Source organism: Streptomyces sp. NPDC058650, from assembly GCF_042717315.1.
Taxonomy (GTDB): domain Bacteria; phylum Actinomycetota; class Actinomycetes; order Streptomycetales; family Streptomycetaceae; genus Streptomyces.
The window spans coordinates 181,187-203,041 of record NZ_JBHXRL010000007.1 but is presented as its reverse complement, the minus strand read 5'-3'; the positions used below and the strand labels follow the sequence as shown (position 1 = coordinate 203,041).

General features: G+C 73.0%; 28 protein-coding genes and 1 pseudogene. 17 read left to right on the top strand and 12 right to left on the bottom strand.

Annotated features, from left to right (window positions below; genetic code table 11):
- Positions 1–4 precede the first annotated feature (4 nt).
- The 5 genes from ACFWWU_RS15170 to ACFWWU_RS15150 form a co-directional block, all read right to left on the bottom strand.
- Positions 5–883 carry a hypothetical protein gene (locus tag ACFWWU_RS15170; RefSeq protein WP_384144505.1) on the bottom strand — a complete coding sequence of 293 codons (879 nt, stop codon included), beginning with the start codon at positions 881–883 and terminating at the stop codon, positions 5–7.
- A gap of 97 nt (positions 884–980) precedes the next feature.
- A complete protein-coding gene (locus ACFWWU_RS15165) occupies positions 981–1,289 on the bottom strand; it encodes a hypothetical protein (protein ID WP_384144502.1) in 309 nt (102 codons plus the stop codon).
- Between the two features lie 191 nt (positions 1,290–1,480).
- Positions 1,481–1,672 carry a hypothetical protein gene (locus ACFWWU_RS15160; protein WP_384144499.1) on the bottom strand — a complete coding sequence of 64 codons (192 nt, stop codon included), beginning with the start codon at positions 1,670–1,672 and terminating at the stop codon, positions 1,481–1,483.
- Positions 1,673–1,709: 37 nt separating this feature from the next.
- A complete protein-coding gene (locus ACFWWU_RS15155) occupies positions 1,710–1,865 on the bottom strand; it encodes a hypothetical protein (RefSeq protein ID WP_384144496.1) in 156 nt (51 codons plus the stop codon).
- A gap of 206 nt (positions 1,866–2,071) precedes the next feature.
- Positions 2,072–2,692, bottom strand: a complete 621-nt coding sequence (locus tag ACFWWU_RS15150; protein ID WP_384144493.1) for a class I SAM-dependent methyltransferase — start codon at positions 2,690–2,692, stop codon at positions 2,072–2,074.
- Between the two features lie 151 nt (positions 2,693–2,843).
- Here ACFWWU_RS15150 and ACFWWU_RS15145 point away from each other — a divergent pair, with 151 nt between their 5' ends.
- The 5 genes from ACFWWU_RS15145 (at position 2,844) to ACFWWU_RS15125 (ending at position 8,419) form a co-directional block, all read left to right on the top strand.
- Positions 2,844–3,671, top strand: a complete 828-nt coding sequence (locus tag ACFWWU_RS15145; protein ID WP_384144490.1) for an MHYT domain-containing protein — start codon at positions 2,844–2,846, stop codon at positions 3,669–3,671.
- A gap of 121 nt (positions 3,672–3,792) precedes the next feature.
- Positions 3,793–6,954, top strand: coding sequence for a nitrate- and nitrite sensing domain-containing protein (locus ACFWWU_RS15140; protein WP_384144487.1), 3,162 nt, complete (start codon positions 3,793–3,795; stop codon positions 6,952–6,954).
- The gene (locus ACFWWU_RS15135) at positions 6,951–7,385 is read left to right on the top strand and encodes a roadblock/LC7 domain-containing protein (protein WP_384144484.1); all 435 of its coding nucleotides are present in this window, start codon (positions 6,951–6,953) and stop codon (positions 7,383–7,385) included. Before ACFWWU_RS15140 ends, ACFWWU_RS15135 begins: the two co-directional genes overlap by 4 nt.
- Before the next feature lie 13 nt (positions 7,386–7,398).
- Positions 7,399–7,815, top strand: coding sequence for a DUF742 domain-containing protein (locus ACFWWU_RS15130; RefSeq protein WP_384144481.1), 417 nt, complete (start codon positions 7,399–7,401; stop codon positions 7,813–7,815).
- A complete protein-coding gene (locus ACFWWU_RS15125; RefSeq protein ID WP_384144479.1) occupies positions 7,796–8,419 on the top strand; it encodes an ATP/GTP-binding protein in 624 nt (207 codons plus the stop codon). Before ACFWWU_RS15130 ends, ACFWWU_RS15125 begins: the two co-directional genes overlap by 20 nt.
- Before the next feature lie 21 nt (positions 8,420–8,440).
- On the opposite strand, the gene ACFWWU_RS15120 is transcribed toward ACFWWU_RS15125, so the two are convergent.
- Entirely contained in the window at positions 8,441–8,866 is a 426-nt protein-coding gene (locus tag ACFWWU_RS15120) for a PPOX class F420-dependent oxidoreductase (RefSeq protein WP_384144476.1), read from the bottom strand.
- Between the two features lie 223 nt (positions 8,867–9,089).
- On the opposite strand from ACFWWU_RS15120, the gene ACFWWU_RS15115 reads away from it, so the two are divergent.
- From ACFWWU_RS15115 to ACFWWU_RS15085, 7 genes are all read left to right on the top strand, one after another.
- Positions 9,090–9,503, top strand: a complete 414-nt coding sequence (locus tag ACFWWU_RS15115; protein ID WP_384144473.1) for a roadblock/LC7 domain-containing protein — start codon at positions 9,090–9,092, stop codon at positions 9,501–9,503.
- A gap of 113 nt (positions 9,504–9,616) precedes the next feature.
- Positions 9,617–10,801: a DUF6397 family protein gene (locus tag ACFWWU_RS15110; RefSeq protein WP_384144470.1), complete on the top strand. Its 1,185-nt coding sequence runs from the start codon at positions 9,617–9,619 to the stop codon at positions 10,799–10,801.
- 58 nt (positions 10,802–10,859) lie between these two features.
- A complete protein-coding gene (locus ACFWWU_RS15105; protein ID WP_384144467.1) occupies positions 10,860–12,407 on the top strand; it encodes an ATP-dependent DNA ligase in 1,548 nt (515 codons plus the stop codon).
- Positions 12,408–12,493: 86 nt separating this feature from the next.
- Positions 12,494–12,871, top strand: a complete 378-nt coding sequence (locus tag ACFWWU_RS15100) for a hypothetical protein (RefSeq protein ID WP_384144464.1) — start codon at positions 12,494–12,496, stop codon at positions 12,869–12,871.
- Between the two features lie 195 nt (positions 12,872–13,066).
- A complete protein-coding gene (locus ACFWWU_RS15095) occupies positions 13,067–13,894 on the top strand; it encodes a polysaccharide deacetylase family protein (protein ID WP_384144461.1) in 828 nt (275 codons plus the stop codon).
- A 375-nt stretch (positions 13,895–14,269) separates the two neighbouring features.
- Positions 14,270–14,983 carry a hypothetical protein gene (locus ACFWWU_RS15090; protein WP_384144458.1) on the top strand — a complete coding sequence of 238 codons (714 nt, stop codon included), beginning with the start codon at positions 14,270–14,272 and terminating at the stop codon, positions 14,981–14,983.
- Positions 14,980–15,351, top strand: a complete 372-nt coding sequence (locus tag ACFWWU_RS15085; RefSeq protein ID WP_384144455.1) for a peptidase inhibitor family I36 protein — start codon at positions 14,980–14,982, stop codon at positions 15,349–15,351. The genes ACFWWU_RS15090 and ACFWWU_RS15085 overlap by 4 nt, the downstream gene beginning before the upstream one ends.
- Positions 15,352–15,379: 28 nt before the next feature.
- Here the strand turns inward: ACFWWU_RS15085 and ACFWWU_RS15080 are convergent, their stop codons facing one another.
- The 4 genes and pseudogenes from ACFWWU_RS15080 to ACFWWU_RS15065 form a co-directional block, all read right to left on the bottom strand.
- Entirely contained in the window at positions 15,380–15,700 is a 321-nt protein-coding gene (locus tag ACFWWU_RS15080) for a hypothetical protein (RefSeq protein WP_384144452.1), read from the bottom strand.
- Positions 15,701–15,837: 137 nt separating this feature from the next.
- Positions 15,838–17,027 (bottom strand): annotated as a pseudogene (locus ACFWWU_RS15075) (globin domain-containing protein).
- Between the two features lie 72 nt (positions 17,028–17,099).
- On the bottom strand, positions 17,100–17,543 hold the full coding sequence (locus tag ACFWWU_RS15070; protein WP_384144450.1) for an RrF2 family transcriptional regulator: 444 nt from the start codon (positions 17,541–17,543) through the stop codon (positions 17,100–17,102).
- Between the two features lie 92 nt (positions 17,544–17,635).
- A complete protein-coding gene (locus ACFWWU_RS15065; protein WP_384144447.1) occupies positions 17,636–18,034 on the bottom strand; it encodes an SHOCT domain-containing protein in 399 nt (132 codons plus the stop codon).
- A 158-nt stretch (positions 18,035–18,192) separates the two neighbouring features.
- On the opposite strand from ACFWWU_RS15065, the gene ACFWWU_RS15060 reads away from it, so the two are divergent.
- Together ACFWWU_RS15060 and ACFWWU_RS15055 are read left to right on the top strand one after the other, a co-directional pair.
- A complete protein-coding gene (locus ACFWWU_RS15060) occupies positions 18,193–18,630 on the top strand; it encodes a DUF6325 family protein (protein WP_384144444.1) in 438 nt (145 codons plus the stop codon).
- A gap of 9 nt (positions 18,631–18,639) precedes the next feature.
- Entirely contained in the window at positions 18,640–18,999 is a 360-nt protein-coding gene (locus tag ACFWWU_RS15055) for an SHOCT domain-containing protein (RefSeq protein WP_384144441.1), read from the top strand.
- Positions 19,000–19,015: 16 nt separating this feature from the next.
- Here ACFWWU_RS15055 and ACFWWU_RS15050 read toward each other — a convergent pair whose 3' ends face one another.
- The gene (locus ACFWWU_RS15050) at positions 19,016–19,465 is read right to left on the bottom strand and encodes a peroxiredoxin (RefSeq protein WP_384144439.1); all 450 of its coding nucleotides are present in this window, start codon (positions 19,463–19,465) and stop codon (positions 19,016–19,018) included.
- 104 nt (positions 19,466–19,569) lie between these two features.
- Entirely contained in the window at positions 19,570–20,154 is a 585-nt protein-coding gene (locus ACFWWU_RS15045) for a PadR family transcriptional regulator (RefSeq protein WP_384144437.1), read from the bottom strand.
- A 187-nt stretch (positions 20,155–20,341) separates the two neighbouring features.
- Between ACFWWU_RS15045 and ACFWWU_RS15040 the strand changes: the two genes are divergently transcribed.
- From ACFWWU_RS15040 to ACFWWU_RS15030, 3 genes are all read left to right on the top strand, one after another.
- Entirely contained in the window at positions 20,342–20,827 is a 486-nt protein-coding gene (locus tag ACFWWU_RS15040) for an SRPBCC family protein (RefSeq protein ID WP_384144434.1), read from the top strand.
- A 249-nt stretch (positions 20,828–21,076) separates the two neighbouring features.
- Positions 21,077–21,214, top strand: a complete 138-nt coding sequence (locus ACFWWU_RS15035; protein ID WP_384144432.1) for a hypothetical protein — start codon at positions 21,077–21,079, stop codon at positions 21,212–21,214.
- Between the two features lie 232 nt (positions 21,215–21,446).
- Positions 21,447–21,755, top strand: coding sequence for a CU044_2847 family protein (locus ACFWWU_RS15030; RefSeq protein WP_384144429.1), 309 nt, complete (start codon positions 21,447–21,449; stop codon positions 21,753–21,755).
- Positions 21,756–21,855: the final 100 nt, after the last annotated feature.

The window sequence follows — 21,855 nt, the reverse complement described above, 5'->3', positions numbered from 1 at the left end:
GTGTTCAGGACGTGCGGACGGCCATCGCGTCGAGCGCGTCCAGGAGCGCGGGCAGTCGTGGACCCCTGGCCACCGGCAGCACCTCGCGCGGCAGCTCATCGAGGAGCACGAAGGCCATGTCGTCGGTCCGGGCCACGAACGACCAACCGGGGCCGTCCGCGCGCAGGATGCGAGCACCCTCCTCCGCCGCTGACCGGGACCGCACCCGGCCCACCGGAGGTGCCTCCTCCAGATATCCGCGGAGCTCACTCAGGGCCTTCCGTACACCGTCGTAGGGGTCGGGTACGGAGGAGGTGACCGGTGCCTCCTGCTCCGACGCCGACGCCGATGCCGACTCCTGCTCCGCCACGCCGCCGCCCTGGGCGTCATCGTTCACCTGGGCACGCCAGGCGGCCCACTGGAGCGCCACCTCGTCCGCGCCGAGCCGGCGCTGGGCCGGTCCCCACACGTCGCCGGACGGCGGGACCAGCGGGGCCGGATCGCCCTCCTCCGGCTCCGGGTCGTGCGGCGCGGGCACGCCGGGCGCGGCGGTGACCACCGCGAGCGGCCAGCCCGGGAGCCCGGCCACCACGGAGTTCTCGTCGGGAGAGAGGTCGTAGGCCATGCCACAGTCCCAGGACGAGATGGCCACCGCGACGAGCGACACGTCGTCGACGACGACCGTCCACCGCGCGCCGAGCCCGTCCTGGCCGAACACGAGCCCGTACCCGTCCACGTAGGGCTGGAGCCCCAGCGCGGCGCAGGCCGCCGGATAGTCGTCACCGAGCACGCTCGGGAAGCGCGCCGGCGTCAGCAGTGCCGCGGTCAGCACAAACAGCGCGTCGGCGTCGGCTTCGGCGTCGCCGACGGCGCGCGCCTCGGCGATCGGGTCCGTCCCGGCCACGGCAGCCTCCCCATCTGGTCGTCGGCGCACCTTAACCAGTGAGTAACCCGCGCGTCGAGGGTGTTCGAGCGGGAGATCCCCTCGCCGGGAGCTCCCCTCAGCCGTCCCTGAGACCGAGCAGCGAGCGGGCCACGGTGGTCGGTGACTCGTCGCGCTCCCGGGCGAGGGCGATGAGCGCCCGGCAGGCCAGCTCGTTGACGCCGAAGGAGAGCGCACCGGGGGAAACCCGGCTCGCCGCCTCCTCCGCCCGGGCCGGCTCGTCCTCGGCGCACGCGGCCACGTACTCCGCCGCCGCCTCGAACAGGTTGTGGCCCTGCCGTGCGCGCGGTGGCGCGGGCGCGGCGGCCTCGGAGGCCCGCCGGGCGGTGGGGAGGAGTCTGCGCAGTCGTTCCGGAACCCGTGTCATCGCCCGCCGCCTTTCCCGGGCACGACTGCCCGGCACCCCCACCGTAGACAGCGAAGTGCCGGGACAGAAGGGCGCGTTGGGACTGTTCCGATCACGACTGATCAGGGCGCGGCTCACGCACGTGCGAAGACCGCCGTCAGAGTGTGCCCTCGTCGAAGGAGACCGCCGTCTCGCCGAGGGAACGCGCCTCGTCACCGCCGTACGGTTCTCCGCCGAGCAGTCCAGTCCACGAAGACGTACCCGGGGTCGGTCACCGCCGTGGCGAGGACGGTGTCGCCGTCCGAGTACGGGCCGTCCTGCGAGAGCGAGACGGTGCCGTTGCCGCCCTCGCACTCCACCTTCAGGGCGTGCCTCCGCTGCTCGAAGACCGCGGTGAGTTCCATGTCCTCGGCGCCGACGTCGATGGCGACGGTGTGGTCGTCACCCGCGCTCGACCCGGCCCCTGACGTGCTCGGACCCGAAGTCCTCGGCCGCGTTCCCCGCCGCCGCGCGCACGCCCACGCCCGTGTCCGTCGGCGGGCGGGTACTCGCCGTGATCCGTTCGCCGGTGTCCGGGCTCAGGGCCTCCGCCGCCACGGCCTCCCGTACGTTCCGTTCGTGCGCGGCCGTCCCGGACGCGCGCCGGCCTGGCCGCCGTCCCGCGCCGGGGCGAAGCCGGTCACGGTGGTGGCCCGGCGATGGGGTGTCCGCGCCGGCTGTCCTCCGCATGGGGGCGGGTTCCGGCGTGTCGGCCGAGGGGTGGCGATCCCGGTCGACACGCGCGGCGGCCGGGACGCGGCGGTTCAGCCTTCGCGGACGGCCAGGGCCAAGTAACGCGCGTCCTCGTCCACGTAACTGACGAGCCGCCAGCCGGCCTCGGCGAGCACGGGACGCAGCCGCGGTTCGGCGCGCAGGTCGTCCGGCGTGATCTGCCGACCGTGCCGGGCCGCGAGGGCGGCGCGGCCGATCGGGTGGAACAGTGCGAGACGGCCGCCAGGACGGACGACCCGGGCGAGTTCCCGCAGACCGGCGACGGGGTCGACGAGATGGGAGATGAGTCCCGCCCCGAAGACGGCGTCGAGCGCGCCGTCGCGCACCGGTAGCCGGCCGACATCGGCGAGCAGGAGCGTCCCGGCGCCTGCGGCACCCTGATCCGGCGCCCCGCGCCCCGCCCGTACCGCCTCGGCCAGCATCTCGGGGGTCAGGTCGGCGCCGAGTACGGTGCCGGTCGGGCCGACGGCCGCGCGGAGCGGCGGCAGGGCGCGGCCGGTCCCGCAGCCGGCGTCCAGCACGGCGTCACCCGGGCGCAGACCGAGCTCGCTCACGGCGGCGGCGTACGCGGGTCCGTCGTCGGGGAACCTGCTGTCCCAGTCGGCTGCGCGACTGCCGAAGAACTCTCGGACGTGTGTGGGGTCATCGCTCATGCGCTCATGATCCACCACCCGGAGGTGTGAACGTTCTGTGTGCACGTTCGAACTCGGCGTGATCGTTCGGGATCATCTCTCTGTCATATTCCATCAGCTTTCGAAATGCGCCCCTGGTGCGCCCCCCGGTGCGCACTAGCGTCCCTGAGCCATGGGACACCTGGACCACGCCACCTTCGGCTGGCTGACACCCGCGCTGTCGTACGCGATGGCCTGCATCGGCGCTGCCCTCGGGCTGCGCTGCACCGTACGGGCGCTCGACGCGACCGGCCGATCGCGGCGGAACTGGCTGCTCACCGCCGCTTCCGCGATCGGCACCGGCATCTGGACGATGCACTTCGTCGCGATGCTCGGTTTCGGAGTGACCGGAACCGACATCCGCTACGACGTTCCCCTCACCATCCTCAGCCTGCTCATCGCCATGGCCGTCGTCGGCGTCGGCGTGTTCGCCGTCGGTTACGGCCGCGACCGGGTCCGTTCGCTCCTGATCGGCGGACTGACCACGGGCGTCGGAGTGGCGAGCATGCACTACATGGGCATGGCCGCGCTCCGGCTGCACGGCCAGGTCCGGTACGACCCCCTGCTCGTCGCCCTGTCGGTCGTGATCGCGGTCGTGGCCGCCACCGCGGCGCTCTGGGCGGCCCTCCACATCCACGCACCCGCGGCCGTGGCCGTCGCCTCGCTCGTCATGGGCGCGGCCGTCAGCAGCATGCACTACACCGGAATGCTCGCGGTGCGGGTCGAGGTCGTCCCCTCCGCCGCCGCTCTCCCCGGCGCCACGGTCATGCAGTTCATCTTCCCTCTCGCCGTCGGACTCGGCTCGTACCTGTTCATCACCTCCGCCTTCGTCGCCCTGTCCCCGACGGCGGGGGAGCGGGCCGCGTACGCCTCTGCCGAGCGGCTCACCGAACCGGACGAGCGGGCCGTGGACGTCGCGCCACCGGGCTTCCGCGCCGCCGAACCCGCCCGCCACCCCTGACCTGATTTCCTCGCCCGCGCCCCCGTACCCCCCCCGCATCCCCACACCGCTCACGCATACCCGCACCGGATACCGCACCAGATACCGCACCAGAGACAGACGCAGCCGGAACGAGGAGCCCATGCGAACTCCCCGCAAGACCAAGGACGCCGAGGCGACGGCTCCGCCGCCGGCGGCCACGCGCGGGCGACGCGCACACGCAAGGCCACCCGCCGAGGAGCCGGGGCCGCACCACACTCCCGAGGCCTTCCCCACCGCCGGCCGCACGACCGGCCCGCACGCGCCGGGCACCACGGCCGCGTACGCCTCGGACAGCCCCACCCCGGGCCGCCCCACGCGACACGGACTGCGGCCCCGGACCGTCCGTGCCAAGATCGTCTCGCTCCTGATGGTCCCGGTCGTCTCGCTCCTCGCCCTGTGGGGTTTCGCCACCGTCACCACCGCGCAGGACATCGCGCGGCTCCGCCAGCTCCAGCGCGTCGACGCCGAGATCCGCGAACCCGTGACGGCCGCGATCCACGCGCTCCAGGCCGAACGGCGCGCCGCCGTACGGCAGGTCGGGGCACCCGGCGCCGCCCGGGCGGCCGAACTCAAGGACCGGATGCGCCGCACGGACACGGCCCTCGACCGCCTCCGCCTCGGCGGCGAGCACACCGTCGGTGACACCGGGGACCTGCCCGGAGAGGTCCCCGCGCGGGTCAGCGCCTTCGTGGGCACCGTCGAGGGTCTCGCCCGGCTCCGCACCGCCGCCGTCGACGGGCGTGCCGACTGGGACCAGGTGTACGGGGAGTACACCGCCGCCGTCTCCGCGGGCTTCGCCGTCGGCGGCGCCCTCACCGGCATCCAGGACACCCAGCAGGGCTCCGACGCGCGCGTGCTCCTCGAATTCGGCCGCGCGGGCGAGATGCTGTCCCGGGAGGACGCCCTCCTCGGCTCCGCCCACCTCACCGGGCGCCTCACCCCGGAGCGGCTCCGCGCCTTCGCCGGAGCCGTCGAGACCCGACGTACCCTCACCGCCTCGGCCACCGCCGACCTGCCCGCCGCCACGCGCGCGGAGTGGGCCCGGCTCGCGGCGGGCCGCGACCACACCCGCCTCGTCAAGGCCGAGGACAGCGTCCTGGCCGCGGAGTCCGGACGTCCCGCCGCCCAGGCGGTCCCCTCCGCCGACTGGGACGACACCCTGACCGCCGTACGGGGCGGACTCACCGCGATCGAGACCGAGGCGCGCACCGCGGCGGCCGACCGCGCCGACCCCTTCGCGGGCGGGTTCCTCAGCATGGGCGGCGCGGCGGTCCTGCTGGGCCTCGCCGCCGTCGCCGCCTCCCTCGTCATCTCCGTCCGCATCGGCCGGGGCCTCGTCGTCGAGCTCGTCAGCCTCCGCAACACCGCCCTCGGGATCGCGCGCCGCAAACTCCCCGCCGCCATGCGGCGACTGCGCGCCGGAGAGGAGATCGACGTGCGGGCCGAGGCGCCGCCCGGCACCGTCTCCCAGGACGAGATCGGCCAGGTCGGCGAGGCCCTCACCACCGTGCACCGCGCGGCCCTCTCCGCCGCCGTCGAGCGCGCCGAACTCGCCAGCGGCATCTCCGGGGTCTTCGTCAACCTCGCCCGCCGCAGCCAGGTCCTCGTCCACCGCCAGCTCAACCTCCTGGACAGCATGGAGCGGCGCGCCGACGACCCCAACGAGCTCGGCGACCTCTTCCGCCTCGACCACCTCACCACCCGCATGCGCCGCCACGCCGAGAGCCTGATCATCCTCTCCGGCGCCGCCCCCGGCCGCGCCTGGCGCATGCCCGTCCCCCTCACCAACGTCGTCCGCGCCGCTGTCTCCGAAATCGAGGACTACGCGCGCGTGGAGCTGCGCCGGCTGCCCGAGACGGCCGTCGTCGGCGGCGCCGTCGCCGACCTGACCCACCTCCTCGCCGAACTCATCGAGAACGCCGCCCAGTTCTCCCCGCCCCACACCAAGGTGCGGGTCAGCGGGGAACCCGTCGGCAACGGCTACGCCCTGGAGATCGAGGACCGCGGGCTCGGCATGGGCAAGGAGACCCTCGCCGAGGCCAATGCCCGCATCGCCCAGTCCGAGGCCCTCGACCTCTTCGACAGCGACCGGCTCGGCCTGTTCGTCGTCAGCCGGCTCTCCTCACGCCACGACATCAAGGTCCATCTGCGGACCTCCCCGTACGGCGGGACGACCGCCGTCGTGCTCCTCCCGACCGACCTCCTCCAGGGCTCGCTGCCGCCCGGGCGTGGCACCCCGGCGACCACGGGGCCGGGCCCCGAGGGGGTGGCGGCCGCTGCCGGGGCTGGGAATCCCGGGCCCCGGCGGACTCCGGCCGACCCGGCCCGCGGTGGCGACGCGCGCACGGGCGACCCGCGCGAGCGGGATCCGCGCGCGGGCGGCTCTGTCGCGGACGCCTCGCGCGCCGCGCGGGAACACGAGGAGGCGCAGCGCGCGGAGGCCCGCCGCTTCGGCCGCCCGCAGGGCCCCCGTACGCCGACGCCGACCCTTCCTCTCGATTCCGCCGCGGCCTCCCGGGGAGGCGCCCCACAGTCGCCGGCCGGCCCGCAGCCCCTGAACCGGCCCCAGCAGGCCGACCGACCCCGCCCGCAGTCCCGTCCGCAGCCGCTCTCCCGCCCGACGGCGGTTCCCGCCCTGGCGGCGCGACCGGAGGAGGGGCCCCCGCCCGCCGGAGTCACCGCGCTGCGGCAGCGCGGCCCCGCCGTACCGACTCAGACCGCACCGACGACAGCCGCACCGACTCAGGCCGCACCCCACCAGGACGCACCGACCCAGGCCACACCGACCCAGGCCGTACCGACGTCTTCGTCAGGACCGGCGGCTCCACCGTCACCGTGGGTGCCGGCCCCGGCGCGGCCGACCACGACTCCGGTCGGTCCCGTTGCGTACGGCCCGCAAGGAGTTCAAGGCGGCCTCGCAGGAGGTGACCACGGTGACGGCCTCGCAGGCGGTGAGCACGGTGACCCCGAGGGCGACCTGCCGCGCCGCGTCCGGCAGGCGAGCCTCGTCCCGCAGCTGCGCGAAGCGCCCTCTCCGGCCCCGGTCTCCGCACCCGCGGCTTCCGGCGCGGACGCGCGTACGCCTGAGCAGGTCCGGGACCGGATGGCGGCCTACCGGGACGGCTGGCAGCGCGGCGGCGGCCCCGCCCCCGGCAGCAGGCGACCGCTCGGGACCGGCTTCGGCGGCGGCGAGTCCCCCCACGCCTCGCACCACGACCTCATCGACCCCATGACCCCCCGCTTCGAAGGAGACGACGCATGATCGACCACGAGAGGCTTTCCCCTCACCGGTCCGGTGAACTCGACTGGCTCCTCGACGACCTCGTCATGCGGGTCCGCGAGGTCCGCCACACCGTGGTGCTCTCCAACGACGGACTCGCCGTGGGCTCCTCCAGCGGACTCAGCCGGGAGGACGCCGAGCACCTCGCCGCCATCGCCTCCGGCTTCCACAGCCTCGCCAAGGGCGCGGGACGGCAGTTCCACACCGGAGGCGTCCGCCAGACGATGGTCGAGATGGACGACGGATTCCTCTTCGTCGCCGCGGCGGGTGACGGCTCCTGCCTCGCGGTCCTCAGCTCGGTCAGCGCCGACATCGGCCTCATCGCGTACGAGATGGCCCGCCTCGTCAAGCGTGTCGGCGAGCACCTGCACACCCCGCCGCGGCTCACGGTGACCCCGCCGGCCGCCGGCTGACCCGGAGACCTCCATGAACGAGGACAGCACCGGCGGCGACGCGTCCGTACCGGGCAGTCAGTGGTACGACGCCGACGCCGGGCCGCTCGTACGTCCGTACGCGATGACCGGTGGGCGGACCCGACCGGGACCCAGCAACGTACGGTTCGACCTCATCGCCCTCGTCGTCGTCGACGACGACCCGCCAGGAGCGGCCGAGGAGAGCCTTCTGGGCCCCGAGCACCGCTCGCTGCTCGCACTGTGCCGGGCCGAGACGCAGTCGGTGGCCGAGCTCGCCGCCGACGCCGACCTGCCCGTCGGAGTCGTCCGGGTCCTCCTCGGCGACCTCCTCGAATCGGGCTTCGTCCGCGTCAGCAGACCCGTACCCCCCGCACAGCTCCCTGACGAAAGAATCCTGAGGGAAGTCATCGATGGCCTACGAGCGCTCTGAGAGCACAGGTACCGGCGCGGGCGACGGCGTGGACACCACCGCCCTCGCCCTGAAGATCCTGGTCGCCGGAGGATTCGGCGTGGGCAAGACCACCCTGGTCGGCGCCGTGAGCGAGATCCGGCCCCTGCGGACCGAGGAACAGCTCAGTCGTGCCGGCGAACTCGTCGACGACACCGGGGGAGTCGCCCAGAAGACGACCACGACCGTCGCCATGGACTTCGGGCGCATCACGATCCGTTCCGGGCTCTCCCTCTACCTCTTCGGCACCCCCGGTCAGGACCGTTTCTGGTTCCTGTGGGACGAGCTGTCGCAGGGCGCCCTCGGAGCCGTCGTGCTCGCCGACACCCGGCGGCTCGAGGACTGCTTCCCCGCCGTCGACTACTTCGAGCACCGCAAGATCCCCTTCGTCGTCGCCGTCAACTGCTTCACGGGCGCCCGGACGTACGGCGCGCACGAGGTCTCCCGCGCCCTCGACCTGGACCGCGGCACACCCGTGGTGCTGTGCGACGCGCGCGACCGCGACTCGGGGAAGGAGGTGCTCATCCGCCTCGTCGAGTACGCCGGGCGGATGCACACCGCCCGACTCCTCGACAGCGTCGGCTGAGGGCCCCGCCCCGCCATGCCCTCAGTCGGAGACGCCGCCCCGGGCGGTCACCTTGTCGATCCGTACCCGGACGAGGAGTTCGCCGGGGACCCCGTTCCGCTCCCCGAACTCCGCCGCCCGGTCCTCGCCCATGTAGCGGGCGCCGATACGGGCGGCCCAGTGGCGCAACTCGGCGGGGTCCTCGCCGAGTTCGGCGCGACCGCTCAGGGTGACGAAGGCGAACGGCGGAGTGTCGTCGTCGACGCACAGCGACACCCGCGGGTCGCGGGAGAGGTTCCGGCCCTTCACGGTGTCCTTGCCCGTGTTGAACACGAAGTCGTCGCCGTCCAGCAGGAACCAGACCGGCACGACGTGCGGACTGCCGTCGTCACGAACGGTCGCCAGCTTGCCGGTACGGGTCCCCGCGGACACGAAGGCCCGCCACTGATCCTCGGTCATCCTCGTCATGCCACCATCCTGCCTCGCGCTTCGGACATCGCGCTTCGGGCGTCGTGCGTCGGACGTCGTGCGTCGTGGGTCGTGGGTCGGACAGCGTCCGGAGTCGGGCGGCACGCGCGGGCACGGTCCGGTGCTTGCCCTGTCCACGACAGTGCGTAAGGCTTGCCACGACACGCGGAGCCGGATGACTTGCGGGTCGACGGGGACGCAACACCAAGGGGGAGGACCACGCATGGCGCTGGACAAAGGACTGGACTGGCTTCTCGACGATCTGACCAAACGGGTCGGGTTCATACGGCACGCGCTGGTGCTGTCGAACGACGGTCTGGTGACGGGCGCGAGCAGTGGTCTCGCGCGGGAGGACGCCGAGCACCTGGCCGCCGTCTCCTCGGGCCTGCACAGCCTGGCCCGGGGCTCCGGCCGGCACTTCCGGGCCGGCCGGGCCCGGCAGACGATGGTGGAGTTCGACGAGGCGCTGCTTTTCGTGACGGCGGCGGGCGAGGGTAGCTGCCTCTGCGTCCTCAGCGCCGCCGAGGCCGATGTCGGCCAGGTGGCGTACGAGATGACCCTGCTGGTCAACCGGGTCGGCGAGCACCTCGGCGTGGCGGCACGCCAGCCGGGGCGTCCGGGTGACACCACGTTCTGACGGCGGTTTGTCCACAGGGCGTTGTCCACAGGCCGCACGGTTCTCGTCACTCTGCGTTACGTTGTCTCTTGTCGGGTGCGAGAGACCACGGACGTACGGGGGAGGGCCATGTGATGACGGCGGACCAAGGCGCGGGCACGGTGACACCGGGGCAGGCGGCGGAGGAACTGGAACTGAGGCGCGGCGAGTTCCGGCTCGCGACGCAGCTGGGCCTGGTGAGGACCGTGCCGGTGGGCGACGGGGAGCGGCGGCGGGTCGAGCGGGCGGAGATCGACCGGCTCAAGGCCGCGCCGGACTTCCCCGAGGGCCTGCGCGAAAGGGTACGGGCGGTGGGCACCGGGGAGGCCGCGGCGCTGCTTTCCGTGACCCAGGACCGATTCACCCGGCTGACCAGGACGGGGCACCTCAGCCCGGTGCGGTTCTATCTGAACCGCTACCGGGCGGTGGTGTGGATGTACCTCGCGGCGGAGGTGACCGAATTCGCCCTCTCCCACCCCGCCCTGCTCGCCGGGCGGTTGCCCAAGGACGTTCGTGAGCGACTCGACGCTCACGAGGACGCGAGGCCGAGGAACTGGCGGGCGCGCCGGCTCGCCCTGCTGCTCCGGGGCGCGGGCGACCCATGGGCGCGCGCGGCCGCCATCGCCTCGATGCTCCACCCCGTCCATCTGGCCGAGGTCGTCGGCGATCCGTACGAGCGCGCTCACCTCGACCGCCTGCGCCCGCCACCGCAGTCCGGCCACGCTGTGTCGCCGGCGGCACGCGAGGTGACCGACCGGCTCGCGCTGGCGGACGAGCCGGACGAGGTCCTCTGGCACCGGATGAGCCTGACCCTGGCTCTGGAGGAAGCCCGCGCGGACCGCCCCGCCCCGCACCCGGGCGAGAACGTGGCCCGCGCGCCGCGGCCCAAGCCGCAGCCGAGGGCGGAATCGGGGCCGCGGACGGCCTCGGAGCCGCCATCGACGCTGGACTCACCGGCGGCCTCGGAGCCGCAGCCGGGCGCGGACCCGCTGGCCGTCCCGAAGCCACTGCCGGCCTCGGAGTCGCTGCCGGGCTCGGACCCACGGCCGGCTTCGGACCCGCTGGCGGCTTCTGCGGTCGCGGTCGCGCGGGCCCTGGAGGCGCCGGTTTCGCCTGGCGCGGAGGAGTCGGCTGTACGGCTCCCCACGGTGTCTCCGGGGCCGGAGCTGCCATCGGTGTCCGCGTCCCGCCGCACCCGGCTGCTCGACCGGCTCCTCCGCAGGACCGCGGAGGGTGCCGTGCGGGGCCGGAGAAGGAAGCGGCCGGTGGCCTGGCCCTGACGGGAAACCGGACCGGCGCCGGCGTGCGGCGGGGGCGGGGTGTGGGGAGGATGAGCCCATGCTGCTCGCCCGTGTCGCGAAGGTGTCCCGGGAGGTCGCCGCCACCTCGGCGCGTTCGCGCAAGATCGGTCTGCTGGCCGAGCTCTTCGCGGAGGCCGTGCCCGAGGAGAGTCCGCTCGTCATCGCCTACCTCGCGGGTCGACTCCCGCAGGGGCGGATCGGTGTCGGGTGGAGCATCCTCAAGAACGTCGTTCCGCCCGCCGTCCCGCCGGCCGAGGCGCCCGGCCTCACGCTCGCGCGCGTCGACACCGCGCTCTCGGAGCTCGCCGCCGTCTCGGGAGCGGGCGCCCGGGCGGAGCGGGACCGGCTCGTCCACTCCCTGTTCGCCGCCGCCACCCGCGACGAACAGGAGCTTCTGCTCCGGCTCCTCTCCGGAGAGGTGCGACAGGGGGCTCTCGACGCGATCGCCCTGGAAGGCGTCGCCGAGGCCGCCGCCGTGCCGGCCGCCGAGCTGCGCCGTGCCGTCATGCTCGAAGGCTCGCTGCCTCCGGTCGCCCAGGCCGTGCTGGCCCAGGGGGCCGCCGCGCTCGACCGGTTCACCCTGCGGGTCGGGAGCCCGGTGCAGCCCATGCTCGCGCACACCGCCGCCTCCGTCACCGAGGCGATCGCCGCACTGGGGGCCTGCGCCGTGGAGGAGAAGCTCGACGGCATCCGCGTCCAGGTGCACCGCAGCGGTGACGGCGTGCGCGTCCACACCCGTTCCCTCGACGACATCACCGACCGCCTCCCCGAGGTCGTCGCGACCGCCCTGGCCGTCCCCTCGGACGCGTTCATCCTCGACGGGGAGGTCATCGCCCTCGACCCCGACACCGGACGTCCCGTGTCCTTCCAGTCCATCGCCTCACGGGTGGGCTCCCGCGCCGACGTGGCCGGGGCACGGGCCGCCCTGCCGCTGACGCCCGTCTTCTTCGACGTCCTCGCCGCCGAAGGCGAGAGCCTGATCGACCGGTCGGGCCGGGACCGGCACGCCGTCCTCGCCCGGCTGCTCCCCGAGTCCCAGCGGGTCCGCCGCCTCGTCGTCACGGACCCCACCGATCCCACGCGGGTCGAGGGCGCCGAGCGCTTCTTCACCGAGACGCTGGAGCGCGGACACGAGGGCGTCCTCGTCAAGGCCCTGGACGCGCCCTACGTGGCCGGCCGCCGGGGCCGCACCTGGCTGAAGGTGAAGCCCGTCCACACCGTCGACCTCGTCGTCCTCGCCGTGGAACGGGGCCACGGGCGCAGGACCGGGCTGCTCTCCAACCTCCACCTCGGGGCGCGCGCCGAGGACGGTGGCTTCGTCATGCTGGGCAAGACGTTCAAGGGGCTCACCGACGAGATGCTCCGCTGGCAGACCGAGCGGCTCGGTGAACTCGCCGTGGAGGACGACGGGTTCACCGTGCGGGTGCGACCCGAGCTCGTCGTCGAGATCGCCTACGACGGTCTTCAGGCCTCGACCCGCTACCCGGCCGGCATCACCCTCCGCTTCGCCCGCGTCGTACGCCACCGTCCCGACAAACCGGCCGCGGAGGCCGACACCGTCGAGGCGCTGATCGGGCCCCGCTGAGCGCGGGACGGCGGGGCGTCGCTGGACCTCGCGGGAGTACGTGCCGCGAGGGATGCTGGAGACGTGGCACGAGGAGGCGCGAGGAGATGAGCGACGTGTACGACTTGCACATCGACACCGACGTCACGGTGCAGCTGAGCGACTGCTCCCGGGAGGACGCCCAGGCCGTGTTCGACGTCCTCGACCGTGTCTACCAGCTGGAGGACATGGAGACCCCGGGCCCGCAGACGGCGAAGGGCCCGGCCACCACCGTCTGGGTCGCCACGTTCGACACGGCCGGCGGACGACACGAGGACGTGGGCCCCGCCCATCTGTCCGCCTTGGTCGGCGCCACGCTCACCGGTGGCTACCACGCCGTCGACGAGGTCGAGCGCGTGCTCGCCACCGGCTTCGACATCCAGTCCCTGCAGTCGGTCTCGGGCGACCAGGAGACCGAGGCCCGTCTGCTGCTCGCCTCCCGCTGAGCGACGAGGCACCGACACCCCGGGCGGAGCGGACGGGCGCCGCCCGGGGCCCACGCATGCCCGCAGGCGTCTGGAGCACCCCCCCTGTGATCACCGGTATACACCGTGTGTAGAGTCCTTGACGTCGCATGATCCCGTCCTGACCAGGCGGTGGCGACCGGACCGATGTCATCGCAGGGGAAAGCGGGTTCCACCATGTTCCGATTCAGGCCGGGCAGCCGCAGGGGGACGGCGGCAGTCGTGTTCGCCGCCGCGTCGCTGATGCTGACGCTGGGCGGGTGCGGGGTCGACCGGGTCACTCCGCAGGACGCCCGGGGCAAGGCCGGGGCGGACGGCGGGGCCGGGACGCAAAGCGAGGCCGGGACGGACGACAAGGGCGGCGCGGGCGCGGGTGCCCGGCGCGTGGACTGCGCCGAGGTGAAGTGCATAGCGCTGACCTTCGACGCCGGGCCGGGCAAGGACACGCCCCGGCTCCTCGACATCCTCAAGGAGAAGCGCGTCCCCGCCACCTTCTTCCTGCTCGGCAGGAAGCACGTCGACCGCTACCCGAAGGTCGTCAAGCGCATCGCCGACGAGGGGCACGAGGTCGCCAACCACACCTGGAGCCACCGGATCCTGACCGACCTCGACGAGGCCGAGGTCCGCGAGGAACTGGAGCGCACCCAGACCGCCGTCGAGAAGATAACCGGCCGCAAGCCCACCCTGATGCGCCCGCCGCAGGGCCGCACCGACGACACGGTCTCCGAGGTCAGCAAGGAGCTCGGACTCGCCCAGATACTGTGGAGCGTCACCGCCAAGGACTACTCCACCACCGACTCCGCGCTGATACGCCAGCGTGTGATCGACCAGTCGCGGCGTGACGGGATCATCCTGCTCCACGACATCTACGACGGGACCGTGCCGGCCGTCCCCTCGATCATCGACGAGCTCAAGCACCGGGGCTTCACCTTCGTGACGGTGCCCGAACTTCTCGCCCCGGGAAAGGCCGAGCCCGGGGTCGTCTACGCCCCCGAGAGCGAATGACGAGACCTCCCGAAACCGGGTGAGGTGACTCACATCGCCCATGCGGGGGTACAAGGAACATTCGGGAGAGCTCTACCGTTCATACGTATGTGACGGCGAAGGGGCCCGGTCCCCAAGGTCCCCCCCAGAGGTGACCGCTCTTCGGTGTCACGGCTAACGGCCCCGGTTGGAATCCCCCGTCCAACCGGGGCTTTGTCGTGCCCGGGGCCTTCTCATGTGGTGGTGAAACGGCGCCCGAGGGGCGCGTGTCCCGGCGCGTTCGACTCGTTCGAGTGAGCGTCTGCATGGCCGGTCCCGCCCCGGGCAGTGATCTTTCCGGGCTCTCCGGACGATCACCCGGACCCCGCCGACCCGGGACGTTCGAAGGGGGACCCCATGCTCCGCAGCACACCGCGCGCCCGCCGCGCCCTCGTCACCGCAGCCGCCTCCCTGCTCATCTCCGGCTGCACCGTCGTCGGCCAGGGCGGGCCCGGGGGGCCGGGCGTCCCGGCCGGTCGGGCAGCCCAGGACGCCCTCTTGAAGGCGGCCGAGCACCGGCTCGTCGTCGACTGTCTGGCGGACCGGGGACTCACCCTCACGCCACGGGCCCGCGCCCCGGACGAGGACAGGACCCTTCAGGCGGCGCTCTTCGGAGCGGGGCCCCGCGAGCTCTCCGTCACGCTCGCCACCGGCGCCACCGTCACCGCCCACGAGGACGGCTGCCTCGCCGCCGCGCGAGGCCGACTGTACGGCGACCCCCGCCGCTGGTTCCGGGCCCAGGTCACCGTCGACAACCTTCGCGCCGAGGCCCAGGCCCGCGTGCGCGACGACCCCGCCCATCAGGAGGCACTCGCCCGCTGGACGCGGTGCGTGACCCCACCCGACCGCCCACGACCCGCCAGTCCCGATCCGGCCGTCGCCACCCGCTGTGCCCAGGAGAGCGGACTCGCCGACGTCCGCGCCCGGCTGGAGGCCGTCGAGCTGCTCGTCGTGCGGACCCTGCACCGCGACCAGCTCACCGCATACCGGCAGCTGCGCGACCGCGCACTGCTGCGGGCAGCCGAACTGCCCGCGCCCACCCATCCGCAGAAAGGCCACGACCACTCGTGAAGCGCACCCTCGCCCTCTCCGCGGCGGCCCTGCTCGCCGTCACCGCCGGCCTCGCCCTCTCCACCGCCGCAGGGGCCGCCGAATGCCCCAGCGGGGAGTTCTGTGCCTGGCAGGACTCGAACTTCGGCGGCCAGCGCGCCAACTGGAGCGGAGACGACGGCTGGTGGGAGAGCTGGATCTCCGACACCGACTCCTCCTGGGCCAACCACGGCATCTCGGGACCCGGCATCAAGGATCACGTCAAGGTCTACGAGAGCGCCTGGCAGGGAGGCGGTATGACGATCTGTCTCGCCCCAGGACAGGAGGTCGGCTACAACGGCGCAGCCAACGACCGCGGTGACTCCCATACCTGGTCGATGGGCTGCTGAACGCTCCGGCCGGATCCGTCCGGCCGGATCAATCGCGGTCGAGCGGGTCGCCCGGGTGGTGGCGCAGGGCGGAGACCGGCATCAGTCCGGTGCCGCGGACGACGCTCGTCGACGGGCCGTTCGCCGGCCGCAGCCGGGCCCGGAGGAGGTGTGCCAGGCGGCCCGTCACGTCCAGCCGGAGCGCGCCTCCGCCGGTCACCAGAACTCCGCGGCGCAACGCGCCGCGCACGGCCCCGGTGCCGTCCTGCCGCCACAAGTCGCTGACCAGGTCCGCGGCCGTCCCGGCGATCCCGCGCACCGGGCGCCGCCCCGTGGGCGGGCCGCCGCCGACTGATCCGAACGATTCCATCGCTCCGCCCATTCGCTCCGTACCCGCTGATCGCGAGGCCGATTCGGGCCCTCACTATGCGGGATCCGCAGTGTGAATGGCATGCTGCTTGGTTATCGAAGGTGGAGGTGGCGGCTGCGGCCTTCAGGGAGAGGGTGTCAGCTCTCGGCGCCGAGCCACAGGTCCGGGCCGAAGACCTCGTAGTGGATGTCGGCCGCGGCCGTTCCACGGGTGAGGAGGTCACCGCGCACCGTGCGGAGGAACGGCAGCGGCCCGCAGAGGTACGCCGTCGTGCCCTCGGGGAGATCGAGCGCGGTGACGTCGGTGCGGCCCCGCAGCCCACGGAGTCCTCGCCCGGCTCCTCGTACCAGAGGTGCAGGGTCGCCTGCGGCAGCTCCGCCACGAGGCGGTACAGCTCGGCGGCGTGTGCGTGGGACGCGGGGGAGCGGTCCGCGTGCGCGACCATGACCGGGCGGGTCGATCCGGTGGCCGCGAGGTGGTCGAGCATCGCCAGCATCGGGGTGCTGCCGATGCCGGCGGAAGCGAGCAGCAGCGGCCCGTCGCCCTCGGGCAGGACCAGATCGCCGAAGGGCGCCGACACCTCCACGGTGTCCCCCGCGCGGGCGTGGGCGTGCAGCCAGGTGGAGACCTCGCCCGCCGGGTCTCCGTCGACCCGCTTCACCGTGATCCGCCACTGCGGGTGCCCGGGAGCGGCGGAGAGGCTGTACTGGCGGATCTGCCGGGCGCCGTCGGGCAGCGTGACCTGGACGCTCACGTACTGACCCGGGCGGAACGCGGCCGTCGGGGTCCCGTCGGCGTGCCGCAGGACGAAGGACACGGTGTCGGACGTCTCCTCACGGCGCTCGGCGATCTCCATCGGCCGCCACACCTCGCCGTCGGGGACGCCGGCCTGCTGGTAGAGCCGGGCCTCCACGGCAATCAGCGCGTTGGCCATCAGCCAGTACACCTCGTCCCAGGCCTCGGCGACCTCGGGGGTGACCGCGTCGCCGAGGACCTCGACGATCGCGGCGAAGAGGTGCTCGTGCACCGTCTTGTACTGCTCGGCGGTGACACCGAGCGAGGCGTGCTTGTGGGCGATGCGCGACAGCATGAGATCCGGGCGGCTGCCCGGGTGGTCGAGCAGGGCGGCCGCGAACGCGGCTATGGATCCCGCCAGCGCCTTCCGCTGCTCGCCGTTGGCCTGGTTTCCCCGGTTGAACAGATCGCGGAGCAGCTCGGGATGGGCTGCGAAGAGCCGCGCGTAGAAGCGCTCGGTGATCTCGTCGAGAGCGCCGCCGACGGCGGGCAGAGTGGCACGGATGACCGGGGCGGCCTGCTCGGACAGCATGGGGACTCTCAATCTGGTAGATGATCTACGTATTTAAACGCCTGCGTGTGCCGAGGAAGGGCAGCCCGCAGTTCAGGGGGAGGGGCGTGGGGTGAGGGTGAGGAGCAGTGGCCCCGTCGGTGAGGCGACGAGCTCGGTCACGGTCAGCGGGTCGAGCGCCCGGTAGAACGCCTCCTGCGCCTCGCGCAGCGCACCCCGCAGCCGGCACGCCGTGCGCAGGGGGCACGGAGGGTCGCCCTCGCAGTCGACGACCTCCTCCTCACCCTCCAGGGTGCGGACCAGCCAGCCCACCGAGGAACGCCGGCCCAGCTCCGTCAGGGCCAGGCCGCCGCCACGGCCGCGCCGTGCCTCGATCACGCCGAGATGCTGGAGCCGCGTGACGACCTTCGCCATGTGGGCGTAGGGCACGTCCATGGACTCCGCCACCTCGCGCGTGGTGACGGACTCGTCATGCGGGAAGACCGCCAGACGCATCACGGCACGGAGCGCCAGGTCGGTGAACTTTGTCAGCCTCACGGTCCGACCCTAGCAAAGCGGTATCTTCCCTACGTATTAAGGGGCGGTGTGCGAGCCCGTGGCCCGCACACCGCCTCCCCCTGTCTCTGTTCTCAGGCCAGAACCTTGGCCTTTGCCTTCTCGAACTCCTCGTTCGTGATGGCGCCCTTCTCCTTCAGGTCCGCGAGCCGCGCCAGTTCGTCGGTGGCGCCGCCGGCCGATGGCCCCGTCCCCGCCGTCTTGCGGATGTAGTCCTGGAAGGCGGCCTCGGAGGCCTTGGCCTGCTTGATGTCACGCTGCCCCATGCTCTTGCCGCGGGCGATGACGTACACCAGCACGCCGAGATAGGGGAGCAGGATGCAGAAGATCAGCCAGCCGGCCTTGCCCCAGCCGCTGAGGTCGTGGTCGCGGAAGATGTCGGTGATCACCCTGAAGAGCAGGAAGAGCCACATGATCCAGAGGAAGAACCACAGCATGGTCCAGAAGACGTTGAGGAGGGGGTAGTCGTCCATTCCTGCACACTCCGTTCCCACTCGGGCCGGGAGGCCCGGCGTACGAGTGAGTCTCGTGCAGGCATAGCGCCCCCGCATGTCGTGGCGGCCCGGGGTGCGGCCCGCCCCCGGCCGTGTTCGGATGGTGGCTGCCGAGGACCGCCGAGGAACGGAGCGTCATGGGGCCGGTGGAATGTGTCGTACTCGCCTTCCCGGGGGAGCGGTTGAAGGTGGCGGCGGTGACGGCCGTCGCGGAACTGCGCAGAGCGGGTCAGGTGCGGCTGATCGACTCGCTCGTCGTCGTCAAGTCCGTCACGGGGGAGGTGTCCACCTCCGAACTCGTCGAGTACGAGGAGTACGACGAGGCCACCGCCGAGATCGGGCCCGAGGCGAACCTGCTAGGCCCCGAGGACGCTGCCGAGGCGGCCGAGACCCTCGAACCGGGCTCCTGCGCGCTGATGCTGCTCGTCGAACACGTCTGGGCCGAGCGCGCGGCGGAGGCGATCCGCGAGGCCGGCGGCCGAATCTCCGGGACCGTGCGAATCCCGCCCGACCACGTCGAACAGGCGCGGGACGCCTACCGCGAGGCCGCGGTCGCCGCGGCCGGAAGGCGCTGACCGATGTTCATGCGACGCCGTCCCCTCCTCCGTCCGGTCGTCCGGCCCCGCGGAGCGCCTCTGCTGCGCGGCGCCCTCGTGGGCGGCGCGGCCTATGCCGCGGGCCGCAGCTCCGCCCGCTCCGCGCGCCGCGAACAGGACCAGGAGGAGGCCATCGCCGACCTCCAGGCGCAGCAACAGCAACAGCAACAGCCGCAGGCCGTCGCGCCCGCACCCGCGCCGAGCCCACTACCGCCCGCCGGAGCGCCGGCGCCCGGGGCGGCGTCCACGGTCACCGATCAGCTGACGCGGCTCGGTGAACTCGCCCAGCAAGGCCTGCTCACCCCCGAGGAGTTCGCGGCCGCCAAGGCGAAACTGCTCGGCGTCTGATCCCGGGCGGCCGGCGTCAGCCGCGCCGCAGAGTCGCCAGCGCCCGGTCCGCGTGCGCGCTCATGCGGAGTTCGCTGCGCACGACTTCCCGCACGCGCCGGTCCTGGCCGATCACGAACGTGATCCGCTTCGTCGGCGCGAGCGAGAAGCCGCGCTTCACGCCGAACCGATCCCGCACACCCCCGTCCGGATCCGACAGCAGCGGATAGCCGAGGGAGTGCCGCTCCGCGAATTCCAGCTGCCGTTCCACCCCGTCGGTACTGATGCCCACAGGCAGGGCCCCGACGGCTCGGAACTCGGCCGCGAGATCGCGGAAGTGACAGGCCTCGGCCGTGCAGCCAGGGGTGAGCGCCGCGGGGTAGAAGAAGAGGACGACCGGCCCCTCGGACAGCAGCTCCGAGAGGGAGCGCGGGGTGCCGGTTTCATCCGGAAGGGTGAAGTCCTCGACAAGGTCACCGACGTTCATGGAGGTCCGTCCCCGATCCGTCCGTACGAGGCCCCGGCGCCTCCGGTGGCCGGCCGGTGACGTTACCGCAGAGTAGGGGATCTCGAAACCCCCGGGGAAAAGGCTCAGCGTGCGGTCTCCGGCACGCCGCCGTGCGCCGAGGCACGCCGGTCGAGCACGGCGAGGGCCCGCTCCCCCCAGCGCAGGTTCTCCTCCTCGAAGAACCGGCCGCGCATCAGCGTGAGATACGGGCCGACCCGCTCCGCCTCGCGGAGATACGTCTCCTCGTCCCGCCCGTCGAGCATCCGCTCCCGCAGCCGGTCGTAGCGGGCCAGCTTGGTCCGGGCCGTCTCCATCCGCCGCGCCACGGACCCCCGGACCGCTCCCGTGTCGCCCTCGTCGCAGGCCTGCACCTGGACCATCAGCTCGTCGCGAATGGCGCTCGGACGCGGCGGCGCCGACGTGTAGGCGTACAGATCCCGCCGTCCCGACTCCGTGAGACTGAACATCCGCTTGTTCGGTCGCCGTTCCTGCTCCACCACACGGGCAGTGATGAGACCGGCCTCGGCGAGCCGCTCCAGCTCGCGGTAGAGCTGCTGCGGGGTGGCGGCCCAGAAGTTGGCGACGGACACGTCGAAGATCTTGGCCAGGTCGTATCCGGAGGCCTCGCCCTCCAGGAGAGCTGCGAGGACGGCGTGCTTGAGGGACATCCGGACAAAGTAGCAGCACGTTGAATAGTTTCCTCCGCACCTATTCAACGGCCGCAGGACCTGCCGACCGGACCGCAGGACCTGCCGGCCGGACCGCGGGAGGCCGCTCTTCGCTGGCACGTCGATCCCGCGCCTGCCTAGGCTGGAGGGAGAAGGCCGTGGGGGCGCAGATCCGAGGGGCATTGCGATGGGCAGCGACACGTTCGTCTATACCACCTACATCCGGACCACTCCCGACGAGCTCTGGAAGGCGCTCACCGACCCGGAGCTCACCCGCCGCTACTGGGGTGTGGCCTTCGAGTCGGAGTGGACCCCCGGCGCCGTGATGGTGTGGGACGAGGTGGGACGCAGGACCGTCGACCCCGAGCAGGTCGTCCTCGCCGCCGAGCCCGGCCGCCTCCTCTCGTACACCTGGCACACCTTCACCCCGGCGTGGGCGGAAGCCGTCGGCCTGGACCGGGAGGTGTACGCGCGCCTGGCCCGGGAGCGCCGGTCCCAGGTGACCTTCGACGTCGAGCCTTCGGGCGACACCGTCAAACTCACCGTCACCCACGGTGCCCTGGAGCCCGACGGCATCATGCAGGGGCTGATCGGGGAGGGCTGGCCCGCGCTGATCTCCAGTCTCAAGTCCCTTCTGGAGACCGGCGAGGAACTCCCCGAGCCGCCCCGCTGACCTGACCTCCAGTCACCGCCGGCCCATTCGAGTCGTCTCCCTCCCCACTCCACCGCCACGCCCGGCGCCTTGACCATCTTTTCCTCCTTCCATCCGTTTCGATGCTGCGGTCGGCGACGCCCGCCGACGCTGCCGCCGTCACCGTGACCGATCGGCGCGGCAGCCGCGACTCCTACGACCTCGACCGAGGTCCGCTGGGCCACCCGGGTGACGGAGGGCAGCGAGGGCGTCAGCCACGGCGGCACCAGGATGAGCACCGAGGACGTCGCCTGGTCGTTCCGTACGGTCCTCGAGGGCGACCTCGTCCGGGTTGTCAGCGGCTACGGGGAACCCATGACCCCCTTCGGCAACGGCTTCGGGGACTGGAACCTCAGCTGGGCGGAGTAGCGGCGCGGCAGCGCGCTCACCGCTCCGGCCGCCGCCGGACCCACGGCCGCGGCGGGCTCCCTGCGCCCGGCGTTCTGAGCCGTACGCGCGACGGCGCCGCGAGAGACGGGACCGCGCCGCGCCGAGTGCCCGTCGGGCGCCCCCGGTCCCGTACCCCTCGGTGATACTGACGTCCTGCCTGCCTGCTGCTTGCCGTATTGCCCACCCGCCTCACCGCGCCCAGGGAGCTTCGATGCCGGACGTCACCAAGGTCGAGGTCGGGGACGCGACCCTCTTCGTGGAAGCGCGGCGGCTCGGCCCCGACACCGAGCTCGAAGGTTTCGGCGACCGCCTCCCGGACCTCTCCGCCGTCACCGGGGCGCTCGCCTCCTTCGCCGGGCAGATCGGCGAGGCGCTCGACCGGGCGGCCCCCGACCGGGCGACCGTCGAGTTCGGCTGCCAGCTCGGCCTGGACGCGGGCAAGCTCACCGCCCTTGTCGTCCAGGGCAGCGCCAACGCCAGCCTGCGGGTGACACTCGAATGGAAGAAGTCGTCCCGCTGACCGGCACCGTCAGGCCGCGGACCCCGCACCCCTTCCGGGTGCTCGCGGCTCCCGGCGCCCCCGGGCGCGGCTGGAGTCCGGCGGCGACGTGGACGCCCAG

Excerpts from the sequence above, each read along its gene's own strand:
- ACFWWU_RS15080 (WP_384144452.1), bottom strand. The coding sequence starts at position 15,700 with ATGGAATCGTTCGGATCAGTCGGCGGCGGCCCGCCCACGGGGCGGCGC.
- ACFWWU_RS15030 (WP_384144429.1), top strand. The coding sequence starts at position 21,447 with ATGCCGGACGTCACCAAGGTCGAGGTCGGGGACGCGACCCTCTTCGTG.
- ACFWWU_RS15065 (WP_384144447.1), bottom strand. The coding sequence starts at position 18,034 with ATGGACGACTACCCCCTCCTCAACGTCTTCTGGACCATGCTGTGGTTC.
- ACFWWU_RS15095 (WP_384144461.1), top strand. The coding sequence starts at position 13,067 with ATGTTCCGATTCAGGCCGGGCAGCCGCAGGGGGACGGCGGCAGTCGTG.
- ACFWWU_RS15135 (WP_384144484.1), top strand. The coding sequence starts at position 6,951 with ATGATCGACCACGAGAGGCTTTCCCCTCACCGGTCCGGTGAACTCGAC.
- ACFWWU_RS15150 (WP_384144493.1), bottom strand. The coding sequence starts at position 2,692 with ATGAGCGATGACCCCACACACGTCCGAGAGTTCTTCGGCAGTCGCGCA.
- ACFWWU_RS15165 (WP_384144502.1), bottom strand. The coding sequence starts at position 1,289 with ATGACACGGGTTCCGGAACGACTGCGCAGACTCCTCCCCACCGCCCGG.
- ACFWWU_RS15115 (WP_384144473.1), top strand. The coding sequence starts at position 9,090 with ATGGCGCTGGACAAAGGACTGGACTGGCTTCTCGACGATCTGACCAAA.
- ACFWWU_RS15130 (WP_384144481.1), top strand. The coding sequence starts at position 7,399 with ATGAACGAGGACAGCACCGGCGGCGACGCGTCCGTACCGGGCAGTCAG.
- ACFWWU_RS15060 (WP_384144444.1), top strand. The coding sequence starts at position 18,193 with ATGGGGCCGGTGGAATGTGTCGTACTCGCCTTCCCGGGGGAGCGGTTG.
- ACFWWU_RS15145 (WP_384144490.1), top strand. The coding sequence starts at position 2,844 with ATGGGACACCTGGACCACGCCACCTTCGGCTGGCTGACACCCGCGCTG.
- ACFWWU_RS15140 (WP_384144487.1), top strand. The coding sequence starts at position 3,793 with ATGCGAACTCCCCGCAAGACCAAGGACGCCGAGGCGACGGCTCCGCCG.
- ACFWWU_RS15055 (WP_384144441.1), top strand. The coding sequence starts at position 18,640 with ATGCGACGCCGTCCCCTCCTCCGTCCGGTCGTCCGGCCCCGCGGAGCG.
- ACFWWU_RS15100 (WP_384144464.1), top strand. The coding sequence starts at position 12,494 with ATGAGCGACGTGTACGACTTGCACATCGACACCGACGTCACGGTGCAG.
- ACFWWU_RS15110 (WP_384144470.1), top strand. The coding sequence starts at position 9,617 with ATGACGGCGGACCAAGGCGCGGGCACGGTGACACCGGGGCAGGCGGCG.
- ACFWWU_RS15125 (WP_384144479.1), top strand. The coding sequence starts at position 7,796 with ATGGCCTACGAGCGCTCTGAGAGCACAGGTACCGGCGCGGGCGACGGC.
- ACFWWU_RS15050 (WP_384144439.1), bottom strand. The coding sequence starts at position 19,465 with ATGAACGTCGGTGACCTTGTCGAGGACTTCACCCTTCCGGATGAAACC.
- ACFWWU_RS15040 (WP_384144434.1), top strand. The coding sequence starts at position 20,342 with ATGGGCAGCGACACGTTCGTCTATACCACCTACATCCGGACCACTCCC.
- ACFWWU_RS15035 (WP_384144432.1), top strand. The coding sequence starts at position 21,077 with ATGAGCACCGAGGACGTCGCCTGGTCGTTCCGTACGGTCCTCGAGGGC.
- ACFWWU_RS15045 (WP_384144437.1), bottom strand. The coding sequence starts at position 20,154 with ATGTCCCTCAAGCACGCCGTCCTCGCAGCTCTCCTGGAGGGCGAGGCC.
- ACFWWU_RS15090 (WP_384144458.1), top strand. The coding sequence starts at position 14,270 with ATGCTCCGCAGCACACCGCGCGCCCGCCGCGCCCTCGTCACCGCAGCC.
- ACFWWU_RS15160 (WP_384144499.1), bottom strand. The coding sequence starts at position 1,672 with ATGGAACTCACCGCGGTCTTCGAGCAGCGGAGGCACGCCCTGAAGGTG.
- ACFWWU_RS15105 (WP_384144467.1), top strand. The coding sequence starts at position 10,860 with ATGCTGCTCGCCCGTGTCGCGAAGGTGTCCCGGGAGGTCGCCGCCACC.
- ACFWWU_RS15120 (WP_384144476.1), bottom strand. The coding sequence starts at position 8,866 with ATGACGAGGATGACCGAGGATCAGTGGCGGGCCTTCGTGTCCGCGGGG.